Source organism: Bacillus sp. sid0103, assembly GCF_019219025.1.
On record NZ_JAHUWN010000010.1, the window covers coordinates 140,486 to 161,314 of the forward strand.

At 41.7% G+C, this 20,829-nt stretch carries 24 protein-coding genes; 5 read left to right on the forward strand and 19 right to left on the reverse strand.

Annotated elements, in window-relative coordinates; all coding sequences use genetic code 11:
- Positions 1-383 precede the first annotated feature (383 nt).
- The 10 genes from KW850_RS13180 to KW850_RS13225 all read right to left on the reverse strand — a co-directional run bounded on the left by KW850_RS13180 (position 384) and on the right by KW850_RS13225 (position 8,567).
- The gene (locus KW850_RS13180) at positions 384-1,865 is read right to left on the reverse strand and encodes a nicotinate phosphoribosyltransferase (RefSeq protein WP_218348028.1); all 1,482 of its coding nucleotides are present in this window, start codon (positions 1,863-1,865) and stop codon (positions 384-386) included.
- A gap of 70 nt (positions 1,866-1,935) precedes the next feature.
- Positions 1,936-2,487: a cysteine hydrolase family protein gene (locus KW850_RS13185; protein ID WP_218348029.1), complete on the reverse strand. Its 552-nt coding sequence runs from the start codon at positions 2,485-2,487 to the stop codon at positions 1,936-1,938.
- Positions 2,488-2,593: 106 nt separating this feature from the next.
- The gene (locus tag KW850_RS13190; protein WP_218348030.1) at positions 2,594-3,535 is read right to left on the reverse strand and encodes a diacylglycerol kinase; all 942 of its coding nucleotides are present in this window, start codon (positions 3,533-3,535) and stop codon (positions 2,594-2,596) included.
- Positions 3,536-3,741: 206 nt separating this feature from the next.
- Positions 3,742-4,662, reverse strand: coding sequence for a hypothetical protein (locus KW850_RS13195; protein WP_218348031.1), 921 nt, complete (start codon positions 4,660-4,662; stop codon positions 3,742-3,744).
- Positions 4,659-4,754, reverse strand: coding sequence for an LPXTG cell wall anchor domain-containing protein (locus KW850_RS13200; RefSeq protein WP_218348032.1), 96 nt, complete (start codon positions 4,752-4,754; stop codon positions 4,659-4,661). The genes KW850_RS13195 and KW850_RS13200 overlap by 4 nt, the downstream gene beginning before the upstream one ends.
- Complete coding sequence (locus KW850_RS13205) at positions 4,747-5,826, reverse strand: DUF6677 family protein (RefSeq protein WP_218348033.1); 1,080 nt, start codon at positions 5,824-5,826, stop codon at positions 4,747-4,749. Before KW850_RS13205 ends, KW850_RS13200 begins: the two co-directional genes overlap by 8 nt.
- A complete protein-coding gene (locus KW850_RS13210) occupies positions 5,823-6,359 on the reverse strand; it encodes an anti-sigma factor (protein ID WP_218348034.1) in 537 nt (178 codons plus the stop codon). Before KW850_RS13210 ends, KW850_RS13205 begins: the two co-directional genes overlap by 4 nt.
- On the reverse strand, positions 6,356-6,874 hold the full coding sequence (locus KW850_RS13215) for an RNA polymerase sigma factor (protein WP_308128796.1): 519 nt from the start codon (positions 6,872-6,874) through the stop codon (positions 6,356-6,358). Before KW850_RS13215 ends, KW850_RS13210 begins: the two co-directional genes overlap by 4 nt.
- Positions 6,875-7,082: 208 nt before the next feature.
- Positions 7,083-7,721 carry a pentapeptide repeat-containing protein gene (locus KW850_RS13220; RefSeq protein WP_256358234.1) on the reverse strand — a complete coding sequence of 213 codons (639 nt, stop codon included), beginning with the start codon at positions 7,719-7,721 and terminating at the stop codon, positions 7,083-7,085.
- 63 nt (positions 7,722-7,784) lie between these two features.
- A complete protein-coding gene (locus KW850_RS13225) occupies positions 7,785-8,567 on the reverse strand; it encodes a class I SAM-dependent methyltransferase (protein ID WP_218348035.1) in 783 nt (260 codons plus the stop codon).
- Positions 8,568-8,687: 120 nt separating this feature from the next.
- Between KW850_RS13225 and plsY the strand changes: the two genes are divergently transcribed.
- On the forward strand, positions 8,688-9,314 hold the full coding sequence (gene plsY, locus KW850_RS13230) for a glycerol-3-phosphate 1-O-acyltransferase PlsY (RefSeq protein WP_218348036.1): 627 nt from the start codon (positions 8,688-8,690) through the stop codon (positions 9,312-9,314).
- Between the two features lie 97 nt (positions 9,315-9,411).
- Here plsY and KW850_RS13235 read toward each other — a convergent pair whose 3' ends face one another.
- Positions 9,412-9,561, reverse strand: coding sequence for a hypothetical protein (locus KW850_RS13235; RefSeq protein WP_218348037.1), 150 nt, complete (start codon positions 9,559-9,561; stop codon positions 9,412-9,414).
- Between the two features lie 37 nt (positions 9,562-9,598).
- Positions 9,599-10,153 carry a thioredoxin family protein gene (locus KW850_RS13240; protein ID WP_218348038.1) on the reverse strand — a complete coding sequence of 185 codons (555 nt, stop codon included), beginning with the start codon at positions 10,151-10,153 and terminating at the stop codon, positions 9,599-9,601.
- Between the two features lie 224 nt (positions 10,154-10,377).
- Between KW850_RS13240 and putP the strand changes: the two genes are divergently transcribed.
- Positions 10,378-11,856: a sodium/proline symporter PutP gene (gene putP, locus KW850_RS13245; protein WP_218348039.1), complete on the forward strand. Its 1,479-nt coding sequence runs from the start codon at positions 10,378-10,380 to the stop codon at positions 11,854-11,856.
- Between the two features lie 40 nt (positions 11,857-11,896).
- On the opposite strand, the gene KW850_RS13250 is transcribed toward putP, so the two are convergent.
- Positions 11,897-12,436 carry a DUF1697 domain-containing protein gene (locus KW850_RS13250; protein WP_218348040.1) on the reverse strand — a complete coding sequence of 180 codons (540 nt, stop codon included), beginning with the start codon at positions 12,434-12,436 and terminating at the stop codon, positions 11,897-11,899.
- A gap of 157 nt (positions 12,437-12,593) precedes the next feature.
- Here KW850_RS13250 and KW850_RS13255 point away from each other — a divergent pair, with 157 nt between their 5' ends.
- Positions 12,594-12,944 carry a VOC family protein gene (locus KW850_RS13255; RefSeq protein WP_218348041.1) on the forward strand — a complete coding sequence of 117 codons (351 nt, stop codon included), beginning with the start codon at positions 12,594-12,596 and terminating at the stop codon, positions 12,942-12,944.
- Positions 12,945-13,489: 545 nt separating this feature from the next.
- Here KW850_RS13255 and gatB read toward each other — a convergent pair.
- The 3 genes from gatB to gatC are packed head-to-tail and all read right to left on the reverse strand — an operon-like array spanning position 13,490 to position 16,692.
- The gene (gene gatB / locus KW850_RS13260) at positions 13,490-14,917 is read right to left on the reverse strand and encodes an Asp-tRNA(Asn)/Glu-tRNA(Gln) amidotransferase subunit GatB (protein ID WP_218348042.1); all 1,428 of its coding nucleotides are present in this window, start codon (positions 14,915-14,917) and stop codon (positions 13,490-13,492) included.
- 12 nt (positions 14,918-14,929) lie between these two features.
- The gene (gatA, locus tag KW850_RS13265; protein WP_218348043.1) at positions 14,930-16,387 is read right to left on the reverse strand and encodes an Asp-tRNA(Asn)/Glu-tRNA(Gln) amidotransferase subunit GatA; all 1,458 of its coding nucleotides are present in this window, start codon (positions 16,385-16,387) and stop codon (positions 14,930-14,932) included.
- A gap of 5 nt (positions 16,388-16,392) precedes the next feature.
- Positions 16,393-16,692, reverse strand: coding sequence for an Asp-tRNA(Asn)/Glu-tRNA(Gln) amidotransferase subunit GatC (gene gatC, locus KW850_RS13270; RefSeq protein WP_218348044.1), 300 nt, complete (start codon positions 16,690-16,692; stop codon positions 16,393-16,395).
- A gap of 235 nt (positions 16,693-16,927) precedes the next feature.
- Between gatC and KW850_RS13275 the strand changes: the two genes are divergently transcribed.
- Positions 16,928-17,584: a lysozyme family protein gene (locus KW850_RS13275; RefSeq protein WP_218348045.1), complete on the forward strand. Its 657-nt coding sequence runs from the start codon at positions 16,928-16,930 to the stop codon at positions 17,582-17,584.
- A gap of 16 nt (positions 17,585-17,600) precedes the next feature.
- Here the strand turns inward: KW850_RS13275 and KW850_RS13280 are convergent, their stop codons facing one another.
- On the reverse strand, positions 17,601-18,104 hold the full coding sequence (locus KW850_RS13280; RefSeq protein ID WP_218348046.1) for a VanZ family protein: 504 nt from the start codon (positions 18,102-18,104) through the stop codon (positions 17,601-17,603).
- A gap of 90 nt (positions 18,105-18,194) precedes the next feature.
- Between KW850_RS13280 and KW850_RS13285 the strand changes: the two genes are divergently transcribed.
- A complete protein-coding gene (locus KW850_RS13285; RefSeq protein WP_218348047.1) occupies positions 18,195-18,647 on the forward strand; it encodes an OsmC family protein in 453 nt (150 codons plus the stop codon).
- 134 nt (positions 18,648-18,781) lie between these two features.
- On the opposite strand, the gene KW850_RS13290 is transcribed toward KW850_RS13285, so the two are convergent.
- Together KW850_RS13290 and aceA are read right to left on the reverse strand one after the other, a co-directional pair.
- Positions 18,782-19,219 (reverse strand): YueI family protein, encoded by a 438-nt coding sequence (locus KW850_RS13290; RefSeq protein WP_256358235.1) that lies wholly within the window; start codon positions 19,217-19,219, stop codon positions 18,782-18,784.
- A gap of 318 nt (positions 19,220-19,537) precedes the next feature.
- Positions 19,538-20,821 (reverse strand): isocitrate lyase, encoded by a 1,284-nt coding sequence (gene aceA, locus KW850_RS13295; protein ID WP_218348049.1) that lies wholly within the window; start codon positions 20,819-20,821, stop codon positions 19,538-19,540.
- Positions 20,822-20,829: the final 8 nt, after the last annotated feature.

Below are 20,829 nucleotides of genomic sequence, written 5' to 3' on the forward strand. Positions count from 1 at the left end.
GGAGAATGAGAAAAAACTGCCGGTTGTGATACTAACACTCATAGTCATGACGACCGTCCTTACAGCAGCTGTGACCCCGCTTATTTATTTGTTCATCCATTTTGACAAAAGCTTTATTTTTCTAATTCCCAAATTGTATCAATCAAACTATGTGATCCAATCTCCCTTATCATTCAATATTAAATAATGATAAAGGGAGGTAATCAATTATGTGGATTCGCTTTGTTATCATCGGTTTCTTTTCGATTTCGGCCGCAAGCATGCTAACCTACCAGGGAATCGAAATTTTCCATGCCTTTACTGACTTCTTTAGGCAAAAATAAATAAAGGGCAGACTCTATGGGGGAGTATCGTAACATCCCATTGGAGTCTGCCCTTTTTAATCAAAATCCCGCTTCTTGGTCATCTTTCATAGCTGCAACCTTTTCTTTCACTTCTTCGATATTTCTCATCTTGTTATCCCAGCATTTTTGACTCAAGTCAACGGGGTACTCTTCAGGATTCATGATCCGCTTATACTCATCCCAAAGTGCATCGAGGTTTTGCTTCAAATAATCACGTGATTCTTCCAAGCACGGCACTTCATAAACAAGCTCGCCTTTCGTAAAGATCCTCGCATGTAATTCTTTTGCGGTAAAATTGGTTACCACTTTGTTCATAAACGTATGGGTTGGATGGAACATCCGCAGCCGCTTTTCAGGGAGTCTTTCGTCTGCTAAGGCAATATAGTCTCCTTCGGCATGGTTATTTGTATTATTGATGATTCGATAAATCCTCTTCAATCCTGGTGTTGTAACCTTTTCCGGATTGGATGAGATCTTGATCGTATCTTCCATTTTCCCTTTATCGCCCTCAATGGACACAATTTTATAAACCGCACCAAGTGCTGCCTGGTCGTAAGCCGTAATCAGCTTCGTCCCTATTCCCCAACTGTCAATTTTGGCACCCTGCGATTTCAAACTCATAATCGTATATTCATCTAAATCACTGGAGGCTACAATCTTTGCGTCAGTGAATCCGGCCTCATCGAGCATTTTGCGCGCTTCCTTCGAAAGGTAGGCAAGGTCACCGCTATCAAGACGGATGCCGATAAAATTAATTTTATCCCCTAATTCTTTTGCCACTTTGATGGCATTGGGCACACCAAGACGGAGTGTATCGTATGTATCTACTAAAAAGACACAATCCTTGTGCGATTCGGCATATTTAATGAAGGCTGTATATTCGTCTTTATAGGCTTGGACCATCGAATGCGCATGTGTTCCCGATACAGGAATGCCAAACAGCTTTCCAGCTCTGACATTGCTTGTAGATTCAAACCCTGCAAGATAGGCTGCTCTCGTACCCCAAATCGCTGCATCCATCTCCTGCGCCCGTCTTGTCCCAAACTCCATCGCTACTTCATTGCCGACGACTTGCTTGATTCGTGATGCCTTCGTCGCAATTAATGTTTGGTAATTCACAATATTAAGCAAGGCTGTTTCAATCAATTGCGCTTCTGCCAGAGGAGCTTCCACCCGTATAATTGGTTCATTGCCAAAAACAAGCTCTCCTTCTTCCATCGCACAGATCGTTCCAGTAAAGCGGATATCTTTCAGATATTGAATGAAATCATCCTTATAACCTACTTCAGTTTTTAAATACTCGAGATCTTCCTCGCTAAAGCGGAAGCCTTGAATAAACTGAATCACTTTCTCTAAGCCAGCAAAGACAGCATAACCATTCCCAAACGGAAGCTTGCGGAAAAATAGTTCGAAGACCGCACGTTTATTATGTATCCCATCTCTCCAATACGTTTCTACCATATTGATCTGATATAGATCCGTATGCAGAGTTAAACTATCATCGTGATAAAAGTGTTTCATAACCTGACCTCCGAAGTACTATTTCAGCTTTTTCATCATTATAACCAATAACACACTTGAAAGTCTAAGTCTATTTAACCTCTGCTCCCAGGGATTGTTCAAAATGACCAAGCGCCCATTCATGGCCAGCTTGATTAAAAGATGCCACTGCATCCTTGTATACCACAATCTTAAAGCCTTTATTGTAGGCATCGACAGCAGTATGAAGCACGCAAATATCAGTGCAGACCCCGACCAAATGGACCTCAGTAACCCCGCGTTCCCGTAATTTCATCTCAAGATCCGTTCCCGCAAACGCCGAGTAACGCGTTTTATCCATAAATGCAACATTTTCAAGCTGACTATTCATTTCATATACTGCCTTGAGGGCACCGAATAAGTCTCTACCTGTAGTTCCACGTAAATTGTGCGGAGGGAACAGCTTCGTTTCCGGATGGAACTCATCTCCACGGTCATGAACATCTATCGCAAAAACGACATACTCTCCATTCGCGATAAACTCTTTGGTCAGTTCGACAATCTTTCCTTCAATCTTTTGTCCGGGCTCGCCGCATGTTAATGCCCCGTCCTCTGCTACAAAATCATAGGTATAATCAATATTTATTAGTGCTTTCAATTCCATACACCCCTTCAACCGTTTATCCATCATTCATTACAGATTATTCTATAACGTTTACATAATTCCCTTTTCAATAGAAAAAAAGCCCGTCCTATTGGAACGAGCTTTCTTAGCTATATCTTTTCCCTGCTTCCCAATCGGTTGGGCGGTCATTCGGTCTGATATCTTCAAGGGGCACAAACACCTCTAAGTGACGATAGAGGTTCTCAAACTCAGCTGGTAACAATCCGCCAAACTCTCCATCCAAGTTTAACTGCACCTTTTCCGTCGCATGAACCTTAATCCGGTTTGCCTGTGTGTAGATGACATTGGGATCATGGATATGGTCACCACGAAGAGCCAATGTCGCAATTCGAATAAATTCAGCAAGATTGGTCTTTTTCAAGATCAGAAGCGAAAATAGTCCATCGTTAATCGATGCATCAGGTGCCAGCTTTTCAAACCCGCCGATTGAATTAGTCAGTCCTACCAGAAACAGCATGGCTTCCCCATCGAATAACTTCCCATCATACTCAATCGATACCTTAGATGGTTTAATGGAAGGAAGCATTTCCATCCCTTTTAAATAGTATGCCAATTGACCAAGCATCGTTTTCAACTTACTTGGAACTTCGTATGTAATCTCGGTGAGTCTACCGCCGCCAGCAATATTAATAAAATACCGGTCATTGATGCGTCCAATATCGACTGGAATCATTTCCCCTTTTGTGATGATATCCACCGCCGCTCCAATATCTCTTGGAATGTGCAGGGCGCGGGCAAAATCATTCGTCGTACCAGCTGGAATAATCCCTAATCGCGGACGATACTCCTGTTCCGCGAGGCCGTTAACCACCTCATGAATCGTTCCGTCACCGCCAGCTGCAATAACAATATCATACCTACGCTCAACAGCTATCCGTGCTGCTTCCGTCGCATCCCCTGCACCCGTTGTCGCGTGACAAGATGCTTCATATCCAGCCATTTCTAGCTTCTGAAGAATTTCTGGAAGATTCCGCTTCAGAATTTCACGTCCTGAGGTAGGATTATAAATCAGTCTTGCTCTTTTCATCGTTTCATCATCCTATTTTTGAAATCAACATCGGTAATAGCTATCCGCTCATTTCAATATTCTACCAATTATTGTTCTTGCTTACAAACATATCGCTATGCGGAGATACTAACTTACCTTCTAACATTCATCTCCTATCATAACGTTTTTTTATTTTTTTGCAAAAAACAAGACATATAGGAACTAAATCCTTATGTCTACTCTAGTTATTGATTCGTATTCAGGTTGATCTCATAGGCATTGGCAATGTTGATGTGGTATTTCCCTTCACCTGATTGATAAACTCCATCTTTCATACCATTATCGATGCCATCAGAAGTCTTTTTCTGCGACACCTTCCAATCTCCTTCTTTTCCTCTAAGCTCTTGAACACCCACTGCCTCAACCTTCAAATTACTATTGGCAGCAACATCGACCACAATCGAAGCGACACTCTCAATATTCCAGTCATTCACAAGAGAGCGTGGCTTTAACGTGAGTGAATTGTCACTGCCAACCACTTCAAGCTTCACATTATTTGGAACCAACAGTGTTGCGGCAACCTCCCCACTAGCATTGAACGGACTAACTTCATTGGGCAGTGACTTCATGTTTAAATAAAGCGTATCACCCTTTTGGTTTGCCGAAATGATATCATCGGAACTCTGAAGTAACTTCGTCTTTTTGGCTGTTTGCACCCGATACGTCCCGAACAAAGATACCGCTTTTTCTTCCGTCGATTCAACCGTTAACTGATGGCCCACCGACCTGACTACCACCCGTTTGATGTTTTCATCCATTTGGCGGGAAAAAGCAGGCAGTTCAAACGTGCGCTCCTCCCTCGCCATCACTTCTTCCACTTTCCCGATAATACCCGTTGTGCTCAAAATCGCGAATGCAATCCCAGCCGTTCCGACGACTCCCACAAAGAAAATACTTAGAAAATCATATTTTAACACCGGTTTTTCCTGTCGTGACAAAAACAAATAAACGAGAATCTCAACACCGAGGACAACCAATAAAAGCGGCCACCAAGCTGTCATCACCTGCACAAGGTCTAACCCCATAAACTTTGAAAAAAAGAGGAAAAGACCAAGGAATACAAGTGAGGCTCCCATCGAAAACGTTCCAACACGCCAAGTTCTCATCCTTCTTCTCCACCCCTTCTTTTTCTAAAAAGGAACCCAATTCCGAATCCGATTATTGCTGCGCCTGCAATCGTTTTTCCCCACTTATTCATGCTTTTTTTCCTCCCGTTTTTGTTTGCTTCCAGATAAAAGCTTAATGCCCCCGCCAATCAACAGGATACAGACAAGTCCTGTTTGTAGATACCCTTGTACCCAATACATCACATCAACATTAATTAACCTGTTTAGAATCGGTGAGAAAGCCGGAAGGAAGACATTCATCAAGAGGTAGTAGAGACCCATCAAAACAAGCCCAATCCCTACCCATTTTTGATGATTAAGGAAATACGCAATAATCGGTACATCCTCTATCGTTTCTTCTCCGTACCTTGAAACCTTTTGCATTGCATCAAAAAAACTATAAAACCAGATAATCGGAATTAAGAACAAGAAGATCCCAAGTCGTAACGTATCCAAAATATAGATAGAAAACAGAAATGCTGCCATTAACTGGATGCCCCGTCGCTGCAGGCCAAGATACAGATGTCCTGCTCCTGGAAAAATAGCGAGAAATGTGGCGATCGATTTGCTTTTTTTACCATCTTCACGCCGCATCTCAAAGTCTTCAAAGATCGTCCTATCGACAAGTACCTCTCCGCGCTGTTTTTTGTTTACCTGTTGAACGGCATCAAAAAATCCATACACCCAAATAATCGGCAGGGCGGCTAAAAAGACCATAAATTCATCTCGGTTGGAGAGAGCTGTCACGAATATGACCATAACCCCGAGACCCAAGAAAGTAGCCAAAAGCGTTAATCCTCTGGTCATTAAGCCAATTTGGAAGTGGCCTAAGCCTGGGATAAATGATAAAACAATCGTATAAAACCGTTCTGAATCTTGCGAAACCTGTGTCTGCGCTCCATCTGGGTTAGCAGACTTAAGCACCTTTTTATGTTTGGAAACCTGCACACCCATATCGATGAAACTGATAAGATACAGGAACAGTCCTAACATAAAGGTCACGATGGAGACTTCCTCATTATTTGTGACTAACCCAATGACCGTAACGAATGCCAGCCCCAATACCGACAGTAGATAAAGGACTCCGCGAAACATGTTGCCGAAATAAATATGACCAAGACCCGGGAATAAGGATAAGGTCAGTGCTTTTGTCGGATTTTTCATTTCTTAACTGCCTCCTTTTTTTCTAGTGAATCCATCCATGCAAAAGTTTTATTAATAACGCCCTCCGTCACTGAAGGCTTCTTTTCCTGAAGTTGCTGCGGCCTTTCGAGCGAGTTTGCATAAGCAGCTAGCGATTGAAAGACTCCTGAGAAGGTTAATAAAAGTGTCGCGGCCGCTGCAAGCAGATAATGAAAGGCTGCTTGCTGATAAAATGGTTTTTTCTTGTTCTCTTCTACCTTCTTTATGATTGGCTCCGTTGGCACCGGTTGAATACTAGAATCGATATCCACTTTCCGATCTAGACAAGACACTTGTAATTCCGTTTTTTGCTTTGAAACCTCCGCCATGACCAACTCGGTAAAGTCACTGTCTGGTAGAACTGGAAGCGATGATTCACTCGTTTCCACGGCCATTAAATAATGGTTGAGACATTGGTCGCACGAATATAAATGATTTTCTAATTCCTCTTTGGTTTTCTCATTGATTTCGTCATTAACGTATTGCAACCACTCATTAAAAGTGTAATGCTTCATGAAAAATCGTCCTCCTTCCAATTCTTTTTCATCCAATGGCGGGCCCGGTACAGCTTTGTTTCAATGGTTTTTACCTGCACATTCTGTTCTTCAGCCATTTGCTGATAGCTTTTATCCGCAATATAAAATCCGTAAATAACATCACGATAATTTTCAGGCAGTTCATCAAGCTTTTTCCTAACAAGCCTTCTTCGATCTAGTTCGATTATCTCTTTTTCAACACTATCCTTCGGCGACCCTGCAACCTGTTGTTCAAGGTCTTCCGCCACTTCCTCTCGTTTTCTCACATGTTTTCGTTTTACATCTATCGCATGATTAACGGCAATTCGCGTTATCCACGTCTTAAACCCTTGATTTTGATATTGGGGGAGAGAGGTATAAATTTTCAGAAATACTTCCTGTGCGGCGTCTTCTGCTTCTTTTTGGTCGCGAAGCACAGCAAAGATGGTCCGGAACACATCATTACGGTACTTTTCAACCAAAAGTCGAAAGGCATGATCATTGCCGTCCAGCACATTTTCTATTAAAGCTGCATCACTAATGGTTCTCTCCCCCTTTCTTTTTTGTTACTCAATTAATAGACGAAACGCTATTTACATAACCCTACACCATTTTTAAAAATATTTTTTTCAATTCTCTTCATCATACCACGCTCATTTTTGCAGTTGAATATAAAAACCGTGCGGATGGCGGCCGCACGGTTTTAGCATCTATCAAAATAGTTTATTCTTTAATTTCCAATCCTAAAAGCTTTGCAAATCCAATCGCCTGATCTGCAGAAACAATGCACCCTGCCACACTATCAAGTGAGAGATTTAAGCGGTTAAATTTACAACTGCTAAGGTCGACTCCAGCAAGCCGGGTTCCCGTAAAGTTCGAATCTTCGAGATCACAGTGTTTAAATTCAAGTTTATTGAACTTGGCTTCATAATAATCTGCACTGCGCAGGGAACAATTTTCAAACCTCATTTCTTTCAAATCTGCATATCCAAACGATCCCATATTCAGATTACAATTTTCAAAAAAGACATTCCTTAACGTCGCATCTGCAAGATTTAATCCGAGCAGTTTACAATCACGAAACTCGACCCGGTGGATGATTCCATCGGTAAAGTCTACATTGGACAGGTCGCACCGTTCAAAAATAACATCGGTTAATTGAATGTAGCGAAACGATCCATCGAGAAAGGTAACGTTTTTAAACACAACCTCTTCGAATCGTACTTTTTCAATATCCTCTTGTGAGATCGTACAGTCGCTAATGAGCGCCATGTTAATATAAGAATCTTCTCTATTGTTATAATCAAACGAACTTAAACCGGTTGGTATTTTCGGTGGTTGGATTTTTAGTTTCTTACTCAAATTCATCATCCTTTATAGGTGCGCTAGTATGTTGTCTATTATATCGTTTATTTACCTACAATACTACGCTTCTAATCTTAGGATGCAGACATTACATTCATGGGGAATAGCCCATTGTCCCTGATCTGGCAAGGCCTTTTCTAACTCAAGAAGGGCCTGCTTTCGAACGGCTTCATCTAATCCTGCCAGCCAGGAGATTGATTCGATTCGTTCAATCCATCCCTGCTTTGTAAAGTTGACTGAATAATTTATCTTATAAAAGTCTCTTACTTCAAACCCGTTTTGATCCCATTCTGCAAACCACTCTATCGGAAAGCCATTGATTCGCATGTTGGAGTCTGCCTTCGAACCGGCTGGTTTTAAGCCCTCTTTTACATTTTTTTTGAGGACCTCAAAGGTTTTTTCCACTACTGAGGTTCCTGATAGAAAACCTGAATCAATGACAATTAACGTCCCTCTTGCTTTTAAGATACGTTTTACTTCTTCTATTGCCTTTGGCCGGTCAAACCAATGCCAAGCCCGCATAACCGTGACAATATCATAATGTGAATCATCTAATCCCGTCGATTCAGCGGTACCCTGCTGATACGGAATCGTAAAATTCTTCATCCGATTCAATTCAGAAGCTTGCGATAGTAATCCTTGTGATGGCTCAATCCCAATCACATTGGCTTTTCGCATCGCCATTTTCCTAGTTAAAGCACCTGTACCTGCACCGATATCGGCCACTTTTTTTCCATCAAAAAAAATATTTCGAAGCAGCAAACTATCCATTAAGGTGACTGGAATATCTTCTCTTGAACTTGCATAGCTATTAGCAACTTGACCAAAATCAATTTGTCTCATGTCGAGCGCTCCCTTTTCTTTACTAATACTGACAATTAAACAAAATAATACCACTTAAATATGATAGAATCTATGAATAATGGGAATTTTACTAAAATAATAGTTGAGGGAATGATTCGTATGTTTTGGTTCTTACTTTTTGCTTCCTATTTAGTTGGAAGCGTTCCCACAGCCTTAATTGTGGGCAAGTTGATTTTTGGTGTTGATATCCGGGAACATGGCAGTAAAAATCCAGGGGCTACCAATACACTAAGGGTTCTTGGTAAAAAATCTGCTGTGTTCGTTCTAATTATTGATCTGGCTAAGGGCGCTGTGGCAGCCTACCTGCCTATCTACTTCAACCTTGACGCAGAACCCCTTTACTTTGGTTTAGCAGCTGTTGTTGGTCATTGCTTTCCCATTTTTGCCGGCTTCAAAGGCGGAAAAGCAATTGCCACCACTGCCGGGGCTTTGTTAATCGCAGACATCTATCTCCTCGTCATTGCCTATGTGGCTTTCTTTTTAGTCATCTTTTTAACCAAGTATGTTTTTATCGGCTCGATCACCGTTGGCATTAGTATGCTCATCTATTCTTTAGTATCTTCTAAGCTTGAATTAGAACTTATCTTTATAGTATTCTCGTTATTCTTAATTTATTTGCACCGCTCGAACATTCGTAATTTCATCTTGGGTATCGAACCAAAAATTAATGATAAAAAGTTAATTAATGACCGCATCCCGCCTAAGGGAAGCGGATATAAAATGTAATGAAAGCGTAAGCGTCTATTTAGCGGCGTATTAAAAAACCTTTGAAAAAAGGATCCCCTTTCAGCTAGATTGGCTGCCTTGGGATCCTTTTTTTATTTTAGGCTCTGTTAAACTTGCCTGTTGATTGGAACGAAAGAAGCTTCGCTTTCCGCGGGCGGTCCGGGGAGCCTCCTCGTCGCTGCGCTCCTGCGGGGTCTCCCCTGCCCCGTCCTCCCGCAGGAGTCTTCGCGCCTGGAACGTAGATCAACAGGGTGCCAAAATCAACAATAAGCTATGACATACCCTTATTTTAAAAGTGTTGACATGATACTATTGGCAACGGTTTGCCAAATCGATGGATCTGATTGATAGGTTGCTCGAAGATTCTTAAACATTTCAGTCTGTTTCGCTTGGAATTCAGGAGCATCTTTATCTGGCAAGGCAGCGCGCTTTTCCATCACAAAAGCCTGCAATTCTGGTGCCCTTGGCCCCCAGACACCGACTTCATTTCCGTCTTCATTGATAAATATAAAAATCGGAATCGCTCTCGACGTGCCATTGGTTAAATATTGGTCCATTAACTCCAAATTAGAGTCGCGGAGCACAAAACGGACTTCCATTCCCGCCGCTTCAGCTATTTTCAGTAAAATGGGGTTATTCAGCATCGCATCACCGCACCAATCTTCGGATAAGACAATCGAACGTAATTTTTGCGGCCTTAATGCCTCGAGCCTATTCTTATCTTCCTCCGTTAAGGTAAAACGCTCATAGATTGTCAACATTTCCTCTTTATTAGTGGTCATAGCATTTATGTACCCATCTACAGTCAATCCTTTTTGAAACCATTGGTTTAAATCCATTCAATGCACCCCTTCCATTTTCTCCAATAATAGTCCTTTTAGGAACCCGATACAATTGAACTGCTTAGTGAGATGCACCAAAGTTATTCTACAAGTATTTTCTCCTATCTTAAAAAAGTATATTTATCCACTAGAAATACAGTGTTAAAGTTGATAGAATATTTTTTATATAGAAAATATTATTAAAAATATTTTCTACGATAACAAAATTAGGGAGGAAACCTATGTCTAACGAATCACTACAACTTCTTTCGATTGGAATCTATATAGCCGCTATGCTCTTTATCGGTTGGTATTCCTATCGAAAGACTAGCAATCTTACAGATTACATGCTTGGGGGAAGGTCTTTAGGACCAGCAGTAACCGCTTTAAGTGCAGGGGCAGCGGATATGAGCGGCTGGCTTTTAATGGGATTGCCAGGCGGAATTTATGTTACCGGTTTGGCAGATGCTTGGATCGCCATCGGATTAACGATTGGTGCCTATCTTAACTGGTTATTGGTGGCACCTCGCTTGCGTTCTTACACTCAAGTGGCCAATGATTCAATCACGATTCCAAGCTATCTTGAGAATCGTTTTAAAGACAACACAAAACTACTCCGTATTGTTTCAGGTATTGTTATTCTTATTTTCTTTACTTTCTATGTTTCTTCAGGGATGGTTTCTGGGGCAGTCTTTTTTGAAAGTTCATTTGGCACTAGTTATCATACCGGACTTCTTATTGTTGGAGGCGTTACCGTTGCCTACACCTTATTTGGTGGATTCTTGGCGGTAAGCTATACAGACTTTATTCAAGGCTTAATGATGTTGATTGCCCTTGCTCTTGTTCCAGCAATTGGCATCTTCCACACAGGAGGTCCTGCTGAAACAATCGAAACGATTCGGGCGATTGACCCCACAAAACTTGATTTATTAAAAGGAACAACCTTTTTAGGCATTATTTCAGCAATGGCCTGGGGCCTAGGCTATTTTGGACAGCCGCATATCATTGTCCGCTTTATGGCAATTAAGACGATTAAAGAAACGAAAAGTGCCCGCCGGATTGGTATGGGCTGGATGATTATCTCGCTTCTTGGAACAATCGCTACCGGTTTTATTGGTATTGCCTTTTTCCATAATAATCCTGATCATGTCTTAAAGAACCCGGAAGCGGTATTTATTGAATTAAGTCAGATTTTATTCCACCCACTATTCGCTGGGTTTGCGTTGGCGGCCATTCTTGCTGCGATTATGAGTACGATTTCTTCTCAATTAATCGTAACATCCAGTGCGCTTGTTGAAGATTTATACAAAATGGTGATGAACAAAAATGCTAAGGATAAGCAGCTTGTCTTCTTAGGAAGAATGGCGGTACTTCTCGTTTCTGTAATTGCCGCAGCTCTTGCCTTTAAGCAAAATAGCACTATTTTAGACCTTGTCGCTTATGCATGGGCAGGCTTCGGCGCTTCTTTCGGCCCCGTGATCCTGCTAAGTTTATTCTGGAAAAAGATTACGAATTGGGGCGCCCTCTTCGGGATGATCGTTGGGGCTGTTACCGTTATCGTTTGGAAAAATGTTGGGCTTGGTGACACACTTTATGAAATTGTTCCTGGCTTTGTTTTCAACCTTCTTGTCGCTGTCATTGTCAGCATGTTAACCTACCGAAAAAATGACGAGATTGAAAAGGAATTTACTGAAAGTGTTCGTTTATTAAAAAACGAATAATAGGATTGACGCTCGGATTCAATTGAATCCGAGCGTTTTATTATTTTAAAGCCTCAACCATCGTCGATAGTTTGATGACGGTTTTCCAGTTCCGTACTGTCGCTGGAACAGCTAGTTTGGGCAGCTGGGCAGCTAGTTTGGAATCAAGGATACTTTGCCGCAATAAAAGATAAACGTCTTGTTCTTTAATAAAGCACTCGTCCGGTTCGCTTTCGTAGCTGCGCAAATAATCTATTTTTGCTTGGGAGGGTTCTTCAGCTAAAAAGGCTACTTGGATACTCTCGCCTTCCTGAAGCGCATCGAATGAGTAGGGGCAATCACGGATAATCTGCTCGTATTCCCCAGCTGTCCTTAAAATAACAGGGACAGGAAAACCAAACGTCTTACTGATTTCAGCCTCTAGTCGTTTGCTAAGTTGTGGTGCCTCGTCCTTGGATTCAAACAAAACATTGCCACTTTGAATATATGTTTTTACTTTTTCCAAGCCCATTGTTTCTAACAGATCTTTTAAATCTGCCATTTTGATCCGGTTATTCTTACCGACATTGATTCCTCGTAACAGTGCAATATAAATGGTCATTTATAAACCTCTCTTTTTTTGATAAACGCCTCACTAAAATTTTACCATTTATTAGTTGATTTAAACTATGAAAATCCACTATCCGCAAGTTTGGGAGGATATTACGAATTGTTCGGAGAAAATTAGATAGATAATAATTTTTTGGAGGGATTTAATTATGGTACCACAAAGAGTTAGCTTGCTTACGATCGGTGCATACGATCTACCGGTTCTTAGGAAATTTTATCAAACATTGGGTTGGGAGGAGACTGAAATAAGCACGGATCAATACGCTGTCTTTAAAACGGCGGGTGTCCTGCTATCGTTATACCCGATTGCCGAGTTAGCAAATGATGCTGGTATTGAATTTAGACATTCTCCTGAGAGCTTTCATGGAGTAACCTTTTCCATTAACGTAGATCAACAAGAGCAAGTTGATACAACAATAGAAATCATTCGTAGCGCAGGGGCAAAGATACTGCCTCGACTATTTCCCCCCCAATATAAGACTAACCAAACGTTTGATTAAAACTGGTTTCAGCCCTTTTAAATAAAGGGTTTTACTCTGTAATCATATAAAAAGTTTGTCGGTAATTGGAGCTACTAAGCCTCCTAGGTACCTTTTTTCCATTAATTTTTACATCCTTCGACCAGCTGCAAACTAATTAAACGTTTAATTATAAACGCAGAATACCCTTCTATAGCAGACTTTTACTCCAAAACACTGTGAAAAGATTGTTGAAACAACTCATCTCAAAAAAACTAACCAAACGTTTGATTAGTTTGCCACGAGGTCATACACAGAAAGGGATCCAGCTTATTATGGAAGAAATTTTTGTCGTCCCCGACGATAATTTTTCTCTAAAAAACGAAGAAACAAGTCGATATTAGGCATTTCTTAGGGAAACACTCAAGCTTCGACATGTTTCCTGATAATTCGTTACTAACCAAACGTTTGATTAGAAACAGGATAAACCCTTTTCACCAAAGGATTTTTTCCCGGGAAATGTAGAAAAGATTGTCGGAATTCGCATAACAAAAAAGCTGGCAGAATCGATTCTGCCAGCTTCAGTCTTAACGCTTTTGTAGTTCTTGCTGCAATAACTTATTAACCACTTGTGGATTGGCTTGACCCTTAGTCGCTTTCATTAATTGCCCTACCAAGAAGCCAACAGCTTTATTTTTTCCATTCTTAAAGTCTTCAACTGATTGTGGATTCGCATCCAAAACCTCTGAAATAACTTTAAGAAGTGTTCCCTCATCGGAAATCTGGACTAGCCCTTTGTCCTTCACAATTTGCTCGGCATCGCCGCCGTTTTCGATTAACTCTTTAAAAACGGTTTTAGCAATTTTCGAAGAAATCGTTCCGTTTTCGATCAACTTAATCATGCTTGCTAGACCTTCTGGAGTTAAGGCAACTTGATGAAGTTCCTTTTGCTCAGCATTTAAGTAGGCGGAAACATCCCCCATGATCCAGTTCGAAGCAAGTTTTGCGTCCGCACCGCCATTAACTGTCGCTTCAAAGAAATCAGCCATTTCTTTCGTAACGGTTAGCACCTTTGCATCGTAAACAGGTAGTCCCAGTTCTTCAATATAACGCTTTTGGCGTTGATCAGGCAGTTCAGGAATTTCTGTACGAATACGTGCTTTCCAGTCCTCATCAATGTACAAATCCATTAAATCCGGCTCAGGGAAGTAGCGATAATCATCCGAACCTTCTTTGACCCTCATCAACAGCGTTGCACCAGTGGCTTCATCAAAGCGGCGTGTTTCCTGATCAATGGTTCCACCAGCTGCTACGACTTCACGTTGACGCTTCTCTTCGAATTCAAGTCCTTTGCGGACAAAATTGAATGAGTTGAGGTTTTTCAATTCCGTCTTCGTTCCGAATTCCTTTTGTCCAACAGGACGGATCGAAATATTTGCATCACAACGGAGTGAGCCCTCTTCCATTTTACAATCCGACACGCCAGTGTATTGGATAATCGATTTTAATTTTTCAAGATACGCGTACGCCTCATCAGGTGTGCGAATATCTGGTTCTGAAACAATCTCAACAAGCGGCGTACCCTGACGGTTGTAATCACATAATGAGTACCCTTTGCCATGGTTCAGCTTACCCGCATCTTCTTCCAAATGGATGCGAGTAATCCCAATGCGCTTCGTATAGCCATTTACCTCAATATCAATCCAGCCATGTTCCCCGATTGGCTTATCAAATTGAGAAATCTGATAGGCTTTGGGATTGTCCGGATAAAAGTAGTTCTTCCGGTCAAACTTGGTATGAGTAGCAACCTCACAATTAATTGCCATCGCTGCCTTAATCCCGAATTCGACCGCCTTTTTATTAAGGACAGGTAATACTCCAGGATAGCCTAGGTCAATGACACTTGTATTCGTATTCGGCTCAGCACCAAAATGATTAGGGCTCGCCGAGAAGATTTTTGAATCTGTTTTTAACTCTACATGGACCTCAAGTCCGATTACTGTTTCAAATTCCATTGTCTTCACCCCCTATAATCCAGGCTTTTGTTTATGATAGTCAGTTGCCTGTTCAAATGAATGTGCTACACGATAGATAGTAGATTCATCAAAATACTTGCCGATGATTTGTAAGCCTAATGGCAATCCGCCTTCAAAGCCGCACGGAACGGAAATTCCAGGTAAACCAGCAAGATTAAGCGGAATGGTTAAAATATCATTAGCATACATCGTTAATGGATCCTCAATATTTTCACCAATTTTAAAAGCTGGTGTTGGCGTTGTTGGTCCGACAATCACATCATAGTTCGCAAAGATATTTTCAAAGTCTTGCTTGATTAAGGTACGAACCTGCTGTGCTTTTTTGTAATAGGCATCATAATAACCTGAACTTAATGCAAACGTACCAAGCATAATGCGGCGCTTTACTTCATCACCGAAGCCTTCTGCACGCGTTTTTTTATATAAATCGATTAACGTTTCAGGATCCTTTGTCCGGTAGCCATAACGGACTCCGTCGAAACGGGCAAGGTTGGCTGATGCCTCTGAGGAAGACAGCAAATAGTACGCGGCCAGCGCATACTTCGAGTGCGGCAAGGACACCTCTTCCCATACGGCACCAAGACCCTCAAGTACCTTTAAGGCATTTAATACAGACTGTCTTACAGATTCGCTGACACCTTCACCAAGATATTCTTTTGGTACAGCGATTTTGAGGCCCTTCACATCACCTGTTAAGGCACTTGCAAAGTTTGGTACATCTACATTGGCTGAGGTTGAATCCATTGGATCAAGTCCGGATATCGCTTGGAGCAGATAGGCATTGTCCTCAACTGTTCTCGTAATTGGCCCAATTTGGTCAAGTGATGAAGCAAAAGCGACGAGACCAAAGCGGGAAACACGGCCATAGGTTGGCTTCATTCCAACGACTCCACAAAAAGAGGCCGGCTGACGGATTGAACCGCCTGTATCAGAACCAAGGGAAAATAGGACTTCTCCTGCTGCTACAGATGCTGCTGAACCGCCTGAAGATCCACCTGGAACCCTCTCAAGATTCCATGGATTGCGTGTTGTTTGAAAGTGGGAATTTTCATTCGAAGATCCCATCGCAAACTCATCCATATTTAACTTCCCAATCGTTACCGTTTCTGCCTGCTGCAGTTTCTGAACAACGGTGGCATCATAAATGGGATCAAAGTTTTCAAGGATTTTACTCGCACAGGTTGTCCGAAGTCCTTTTGTCACTAAGTTATCTTTTAATCCAATTGGCATCCCAAATAGCAAACCTTTTGCCGCATCTGTATGGATCTTGTCGTCTAATGCTTTCGCAGATTGGCGGGCGCGTTCTTCATCTAACGTTAAAAAAGCCTGGACTTTGTCCTCGACTTGTCCAATTCTCTTATAGGATTCATCAACAAGATCGGATACCGTTACTTCCTTTTTCGTAAAAAGCTCATGTAAGTCTGAAACTTTATAATCAAATAAACTCACCCTTATCAATCCTCCTTCCCCATAATCGATGGTACTTTAATCTGTCCATCCTGATATTCAGGCGCATTTTTAAGTACCTCTTCACGCGATAATCCAGGTTTGGATCTATCTTCACGTAAAACATTTTTCATATCTAACACATGGTATGTAGGCTCCACATTTTCCGTATCCAATTCATTTAACTGCTCAGCAAAGGTAATAATTGCATCCAGCTGCTTGGTAAACGTTTCTGTTTCTTCCTCGGTAATGGCCAATCGTGCCAGATTGGCCACATGCTTAACCTGTTCATTTGAAATTCGTGACATATTATAACCCCCAATCCATTTGTCTTGTCATATCAATAATTAAGATGATACCAAACTTTTTTGCTTTACCGCAATGATTCATCATCAGTATTGGCAAGCAAATCGATTTTTGTTCACACTTTTTAAAAATTTCATTCTATTTTTCTCTTAATAATGCAACTATTTTTCTACTTAGCTTGTCACAGACATTCTTGGCAACTTCCCTTATAATGGTCATGGATGGGAGGATTTCAGAATGAAAAAACGTCGACGGAAGAAATTTAAAACCTTTTTCGTATTGTTCATCCTTTTTTGCGCCTTAGCCATGTTCCAAAATTATTTTCAACAACAAGATTCCCCTCTTCTTGTAAAAAATGATCCATTTGCTGATGTAAAAAAATATCATCCCTTAATATATGATGAGTTAGCAAAATATCATCTCGAAAGCCAGACAACAGTAGTAATCGCCTTAATGCAGCAGGAAAGCCGCGGCAAGGGCGGGGATCCGATGCAGGCTTCGGAATCGGCTGGCTTGGCTAGGAATACCATAACAGATCCGAAAAAAAGCATCCAGGTTGGGGTTAAACATTTCCAGCGTGTACTCAATTATGGCAATAAGAAAAAGGTAGATTTCCAGACCATTATCCAGTCTTACAACATGGGCATTGGCTACATTGACTATATTGCAAAACACGGAGGCAAGCATAGTGAGGAGCTCGCAAAGCAATTTTCTCTCCAGCAGGTAAAAGAAAAGCCGGCCATTTATACCTGCGGCGGCAATAAACAAAATTTCCGCTATCCGTACTGCTATGGTGATTTTACTTATAGCACAAAGGTAACGAAAAATATAGAATTGTTAGCAGACAGCGTTCCGGTAACTGGCGGCAAAAAAACCACTAGTGAATCGTTTTGATTCATGTGTGGTTTTTTTATTTACTGTAATGAACATTTCTTTTTACATGCTTCTTTTTTAAATGGGTAAATAGAATAATCAGTTTAATAGGCAGGTAACCAAGTATTCCACCAGCCGTATTTAAAATCAAATCGTCCACATCAAAGCTGCCGAATTCAAATATCAGTTGCAGCAGTTCAAACGTCAAGCTTAAGCAAAAAGTGGCTAGGGTGACGGCACTAAGTTTTTGAAACTTCTTCGCCAGCAATGGTAAGATGAATCCGAACGGCATAAAACCGATAACATTCCCTGCTAAGTTCTCAATCCGAATACTTAAGTTGATATCTGCTAAGAACAGATAAAAATTAATCGTTTTAAATGGGACAAAATTATTTGACCGCCAGTGGTATTCATCATAAGTAAAGTTAAAATGATTGATAATCTCAGATAACGGGATGTATTTAAACAAAATGAATTTTGAAAGAATCGCTAAATATAAACAAAGAATTAGGAATAGGGTCATTTTAAAAATAATTTTCATTCATCACTGCTCCATTTTTTACATATCAGAATAACCATACCATATTTTCAAAAAGTCGTGGGCGCAAAACTGGAATTGGAGGAATTTAGAATGTCTGAGCATGTTTTTCACTTAAAAGCAAACTGGCCGGGATTACGGAATGATGTCGGCGAAATCAAGGCAGGGAATTTAATAACGAAGATCTCTATCCCGCCAGAAATGGATGGACCGGGTGTCGGCACCAATCCAGATGAAATGCTGCTAGGGGCTGCCGCGACTTGCTATATTATCACCCTTGCTGCGATGATGGAACGAACCAGGTTGGTGAAGGAAAGCTTAACGATGGAGTCTGAAGGCATTGTTGATGTAACCAATGGGGTTTTTACTTATAAAAAGATTATTCATCGTCCAAAGCTTGTCCTGAAACCAGGTGCTTCGAAAAAAGATGTTGATATGGCGGTTAGACTCACTAAAAAAGCAGAGACATCCTGCATGATCAGTCGCGCGATTCAGGGAAATGTTGAGTTAGAACTGCAAGCTACGGTGGCAGTAGCCGCAGGCTGAGGGTTAGAGCGTCATTAGGACAGTTAGCGCTCGGGATGGACAACTTTTGTCCTCATGAACAACTCATGAGGACAGTTGGTGTTCTGGATCGATGACTTTTGTCCTTATGAACACCAGCTTGATCCTCTTATGCTTTATCGGTTAAAGATTTTTGCAAAGAACCCCTTGCTCTTTTTGTCTTCCTGCTGGATTGGTTTTGATACCTTGTTGGTAATATAAATATCTTCCTTATCAATGGCGTGATCCATGGCTAACACTAAGCCAATTTCCGAGTCATGCTCTTTATTGGTCACAAGGGTATGTTCAATTTTATATTTCGTGGCCAGTTTTACATATTTCGATAGATTACCATAATCCATATTTCCATTTAAAAAAAGATGTGACTGCGGCTTTTCTTTCATATGCTGCTCCACTTGGGGATATACGTTCGTTTCTGCCACTTGGCTTTTCGTTAGAGCCACGACAATCCGCTCTCTTATCGTTCCTAAGAATTTCCGCCGCTCATCTGGCTTTGTCTCTAGCGGTCCATAGATCCCTTGCTGTAAGACCTCGTCAACGGTTGTCTTTTTCAAACAAATCAACTCCATATAAAGGCTATTATTAACTATGATGATACCCTAAAAAACGTTCCACACCAAAAAGGGTATCTCGATTGTTGAAAAAGTCATTTCGAGAGTAAATCTACCCTCTCGCCAGTAAACTCATCTCATCCGCCAGTTAACTACACCCATCCGCCAGTAACTACACCCATCCGCCAGTAACTACACCCCATCCGCCTGTAACTACACCCCATCCGCCTGTAACTACACCCCATCCGCCTGTAACCCACTAAACCCCATAAAAAAAATCCCTCCCTCCAGCTGGAGAGAAGGATCTGCTGCCGGTCGACCTTAGTTTTTGCTTGTAAACTGTTCTGCCTCGGTTGAACCTTTTAATGCGGTTGTTGATGAGGTTCCGCCTGTAATGACCATGGAGACTTGGTCAAAGTAACCTGTACCTACTTCACGTTGGTGGCGTGTGGCTGTGTAGCCATATTTTTCGCTGTCGAATTCGGCTTGCTGCAATTCGGAATATGCTGCCATGCCGCGCTCTTTATAGCCGCGAGCCAGCTCGAACATGCCATAGTTTAGGGCGTGGAAGCCAGCAAGGGTAACGAATTGGAATTTGTAGCCCATTTTGCCAAGCTCGACTTGGAATTTTGCAATCGTTTCTTGATCGAGTTTCTTTTTCCAGTTGAAAGATGGTGAGCAGTTGTATGCGAGCAACTTGCCTGGGAACTGCTCGTGAATCGCTTCAGCAAACTGTCTTGCTTCCTCAAGATTTGGCTCAGAAGTTTCACACCAAACAAGATCAGCATATGGTGCATACGCCAGCCCGCGAGCGATCGCTTGGTCGATTCCCGCTTTCACACGGAAGAATCCTTCACCTGTGCGTTCACCGGTAATAAACGGGGCATCATTCATGTCAATATCACTGGTAATTAGGTCGGCTGCGTTCGCATCGGTCCGTGCTACCAGTACGGTTGGAACCCCCATAACATCGGCAGCTAGACGTGCGGCAATCAGGTTACGAACCGCAGTTTGTGTTGGCAGCAAAACCTTCCCGCCTAAGTGACCACATTTTTTCTCTGATGAAAGTTGGTCTTCAAAGTGGACACCTGATGCACCGGCTTCAATCATGCCTTTCATTAATTCGAAACAGTTTAATTGACCGCCAAAGCCGGCTTCAGCATCTGCCACAATTGGAGCGAACCAATCGATTGAGTTATCACCTTCGGAATGGTGGATTTGGTCTGCACGCTGTAAGGCTTGGTTAATCTTTTTCACCACATTTGGTACACTGTTTGCTGGGTATAAGCTTTGGTCAGGGTACATGTGTCCTGATAGGTTCGCATCGGCCGCAACTTGCCAGCCGCTTAAGTAGATTGCTTTCAGCCCTGCTTTTACTTGCTGGACTGCCTGATTCCCTGTTAAGGCACCAAGGGCGTTGACATAGTCTTCCTCATTTAATAGTTTCCAAAGTTTTTCAGATCCTTTTCGTGCCAGCGTATGCTCAATATCAATCGACCCACGCAGTTTAATAACATCCTCAGCACTATATGGTCTTGTAATCCCTTTCCAACGGCTATCCATTTCCCAGCTTTCTTGTAATTGCTCTACTCTTGAATCTGTCATTTTCTATT

Bases quoted from the DNA above. Each gene is read 5' to 3' on its own strand.
- KW850_RS13190 (WP_218348030.1), bottom strand. From the start codon at position 3,535: ATGAAAAGAGCAAGACTGATTTATAATCCTACCTCAGGACGTGAAATT.
- aceA (WP_218348049.1), bottom strand. From the start codon at position 20,821: ATGACAGATTCAAGAGTAGAGCAATTACAAGAAAGCTGGGAAATGGAT.
- gatC (WP_218348044.1), bottom strand. From the start codon at position 16,692: ATGTCACGAATTTCAAATGAACAGGTTAAGCATGTGGCCAATCTGGCA.
- KW850_RS13185 (WP_218348029.1), bottom strand. From the start codon at position 2,487: ATGGAATTGAAAGCACTAATAAATATTGATTATACCTATGATTTTGTA.
- KW850_RS13195 (WP_218348031.1), bottom strand. From the start codon at position 4,662: ATGAGAACTTGGCGTGTTGGAACGTTTTCGATGGGAGCCTCACTTGTA.
- KW850_RS13285 (WP_218348047.1), top strand. From the start codon at position 18,195: ATGTCTGAGCATGTTTTTCACTTAAAAGCAAACTGGCCGGGATTACGG.
- KW850_RS13200 (WP_218348032.1), bottom strand. From the start codon at position 4,754: ATGAATAAGTGGGGAAAAACGATTGCAGGCGCAGCAATAATCGGATTC.
- KW850_RS13240 (WP_218348038.1), bottom strand. From the start codon at position 10,153: ATGGATTTAAACCAATGGTTTCAAAAAGGATTGACTGTAGATGGGTAC.
- KW850_RS13250 (WP_218348040.1), bottom strand. From the start codon at position 12,436: ATGACCATTTATATTGCACTGTTACGAGGAATCAATGTCGGTAAGAAT.
- KW850_RS13280 (WP_218348046.1), bottom strand. From the start codon at position 18,104: ATGAAAATTATTTTTAAAATGACCCTATTCCTAATTCTTTGTTTATAT.
- KW850_RS13205 (WP_218348033.1), bottom strand. From the start codon at position 5,826: ATGAAAAATCCGACAAAAGCACTGACCTTATCCTTATTCCCGGGTCTT.
- gatB (WP_218348042.1), bottom strand. From the start codon at position 14,917: ATGGAATTTGAAACAGTAATCGGACTTGAGGTCCATGTAGAGTTAAAA.
- plsY (WP_218348036.1), top strand. From the start codon at position 8,688: ATGTTTTGGTTCTTACTTTTTGCTTCCTATTTAGTTGGAAGCGTTCCC.
- KW850_RS13180 (WP_218348028.1), bottom strand. From the start codon at position 1,865: ATGAAACACTTTTATCACGATGATAGTTTAACTCTGCATACGGATCTA.
- KW850_RS13275 (WP_218348045.1), top strand. From the start codon at position 16,928: ATGAAAAAACGTCGACGGAAGAAATTTAAAACCTTTTTCGTATTGTTC.
- KW850_RS13225 (WP_218348035.1), bottom strand. From the start codon at position 8,567: ATGAGACAAATTGATTTTGGTCAAGTTGCTAATAGCTATGCAAGTTCA.
- KW850_RS13255 (WP_218348041.1), top strand. From the start codon at position 12,594: ATGGTACCACAAAGAGTTAGCTTGCTTACGATCGGTGCATACGATCTA.
- KW850_RS13210 (WP_218348034.1), bottom strand. From the start codon at position 6,359: ATGAAGCATTACACTTTTAATGAGTGGTTGCAATACGTTAATGACGAA.
- putP (WP_218348039.1), top strand. From the start codon at position 10,378: ATGTCTAACGAATCACTACAACTTCTTTCGATTGGAATCTATATAGCC.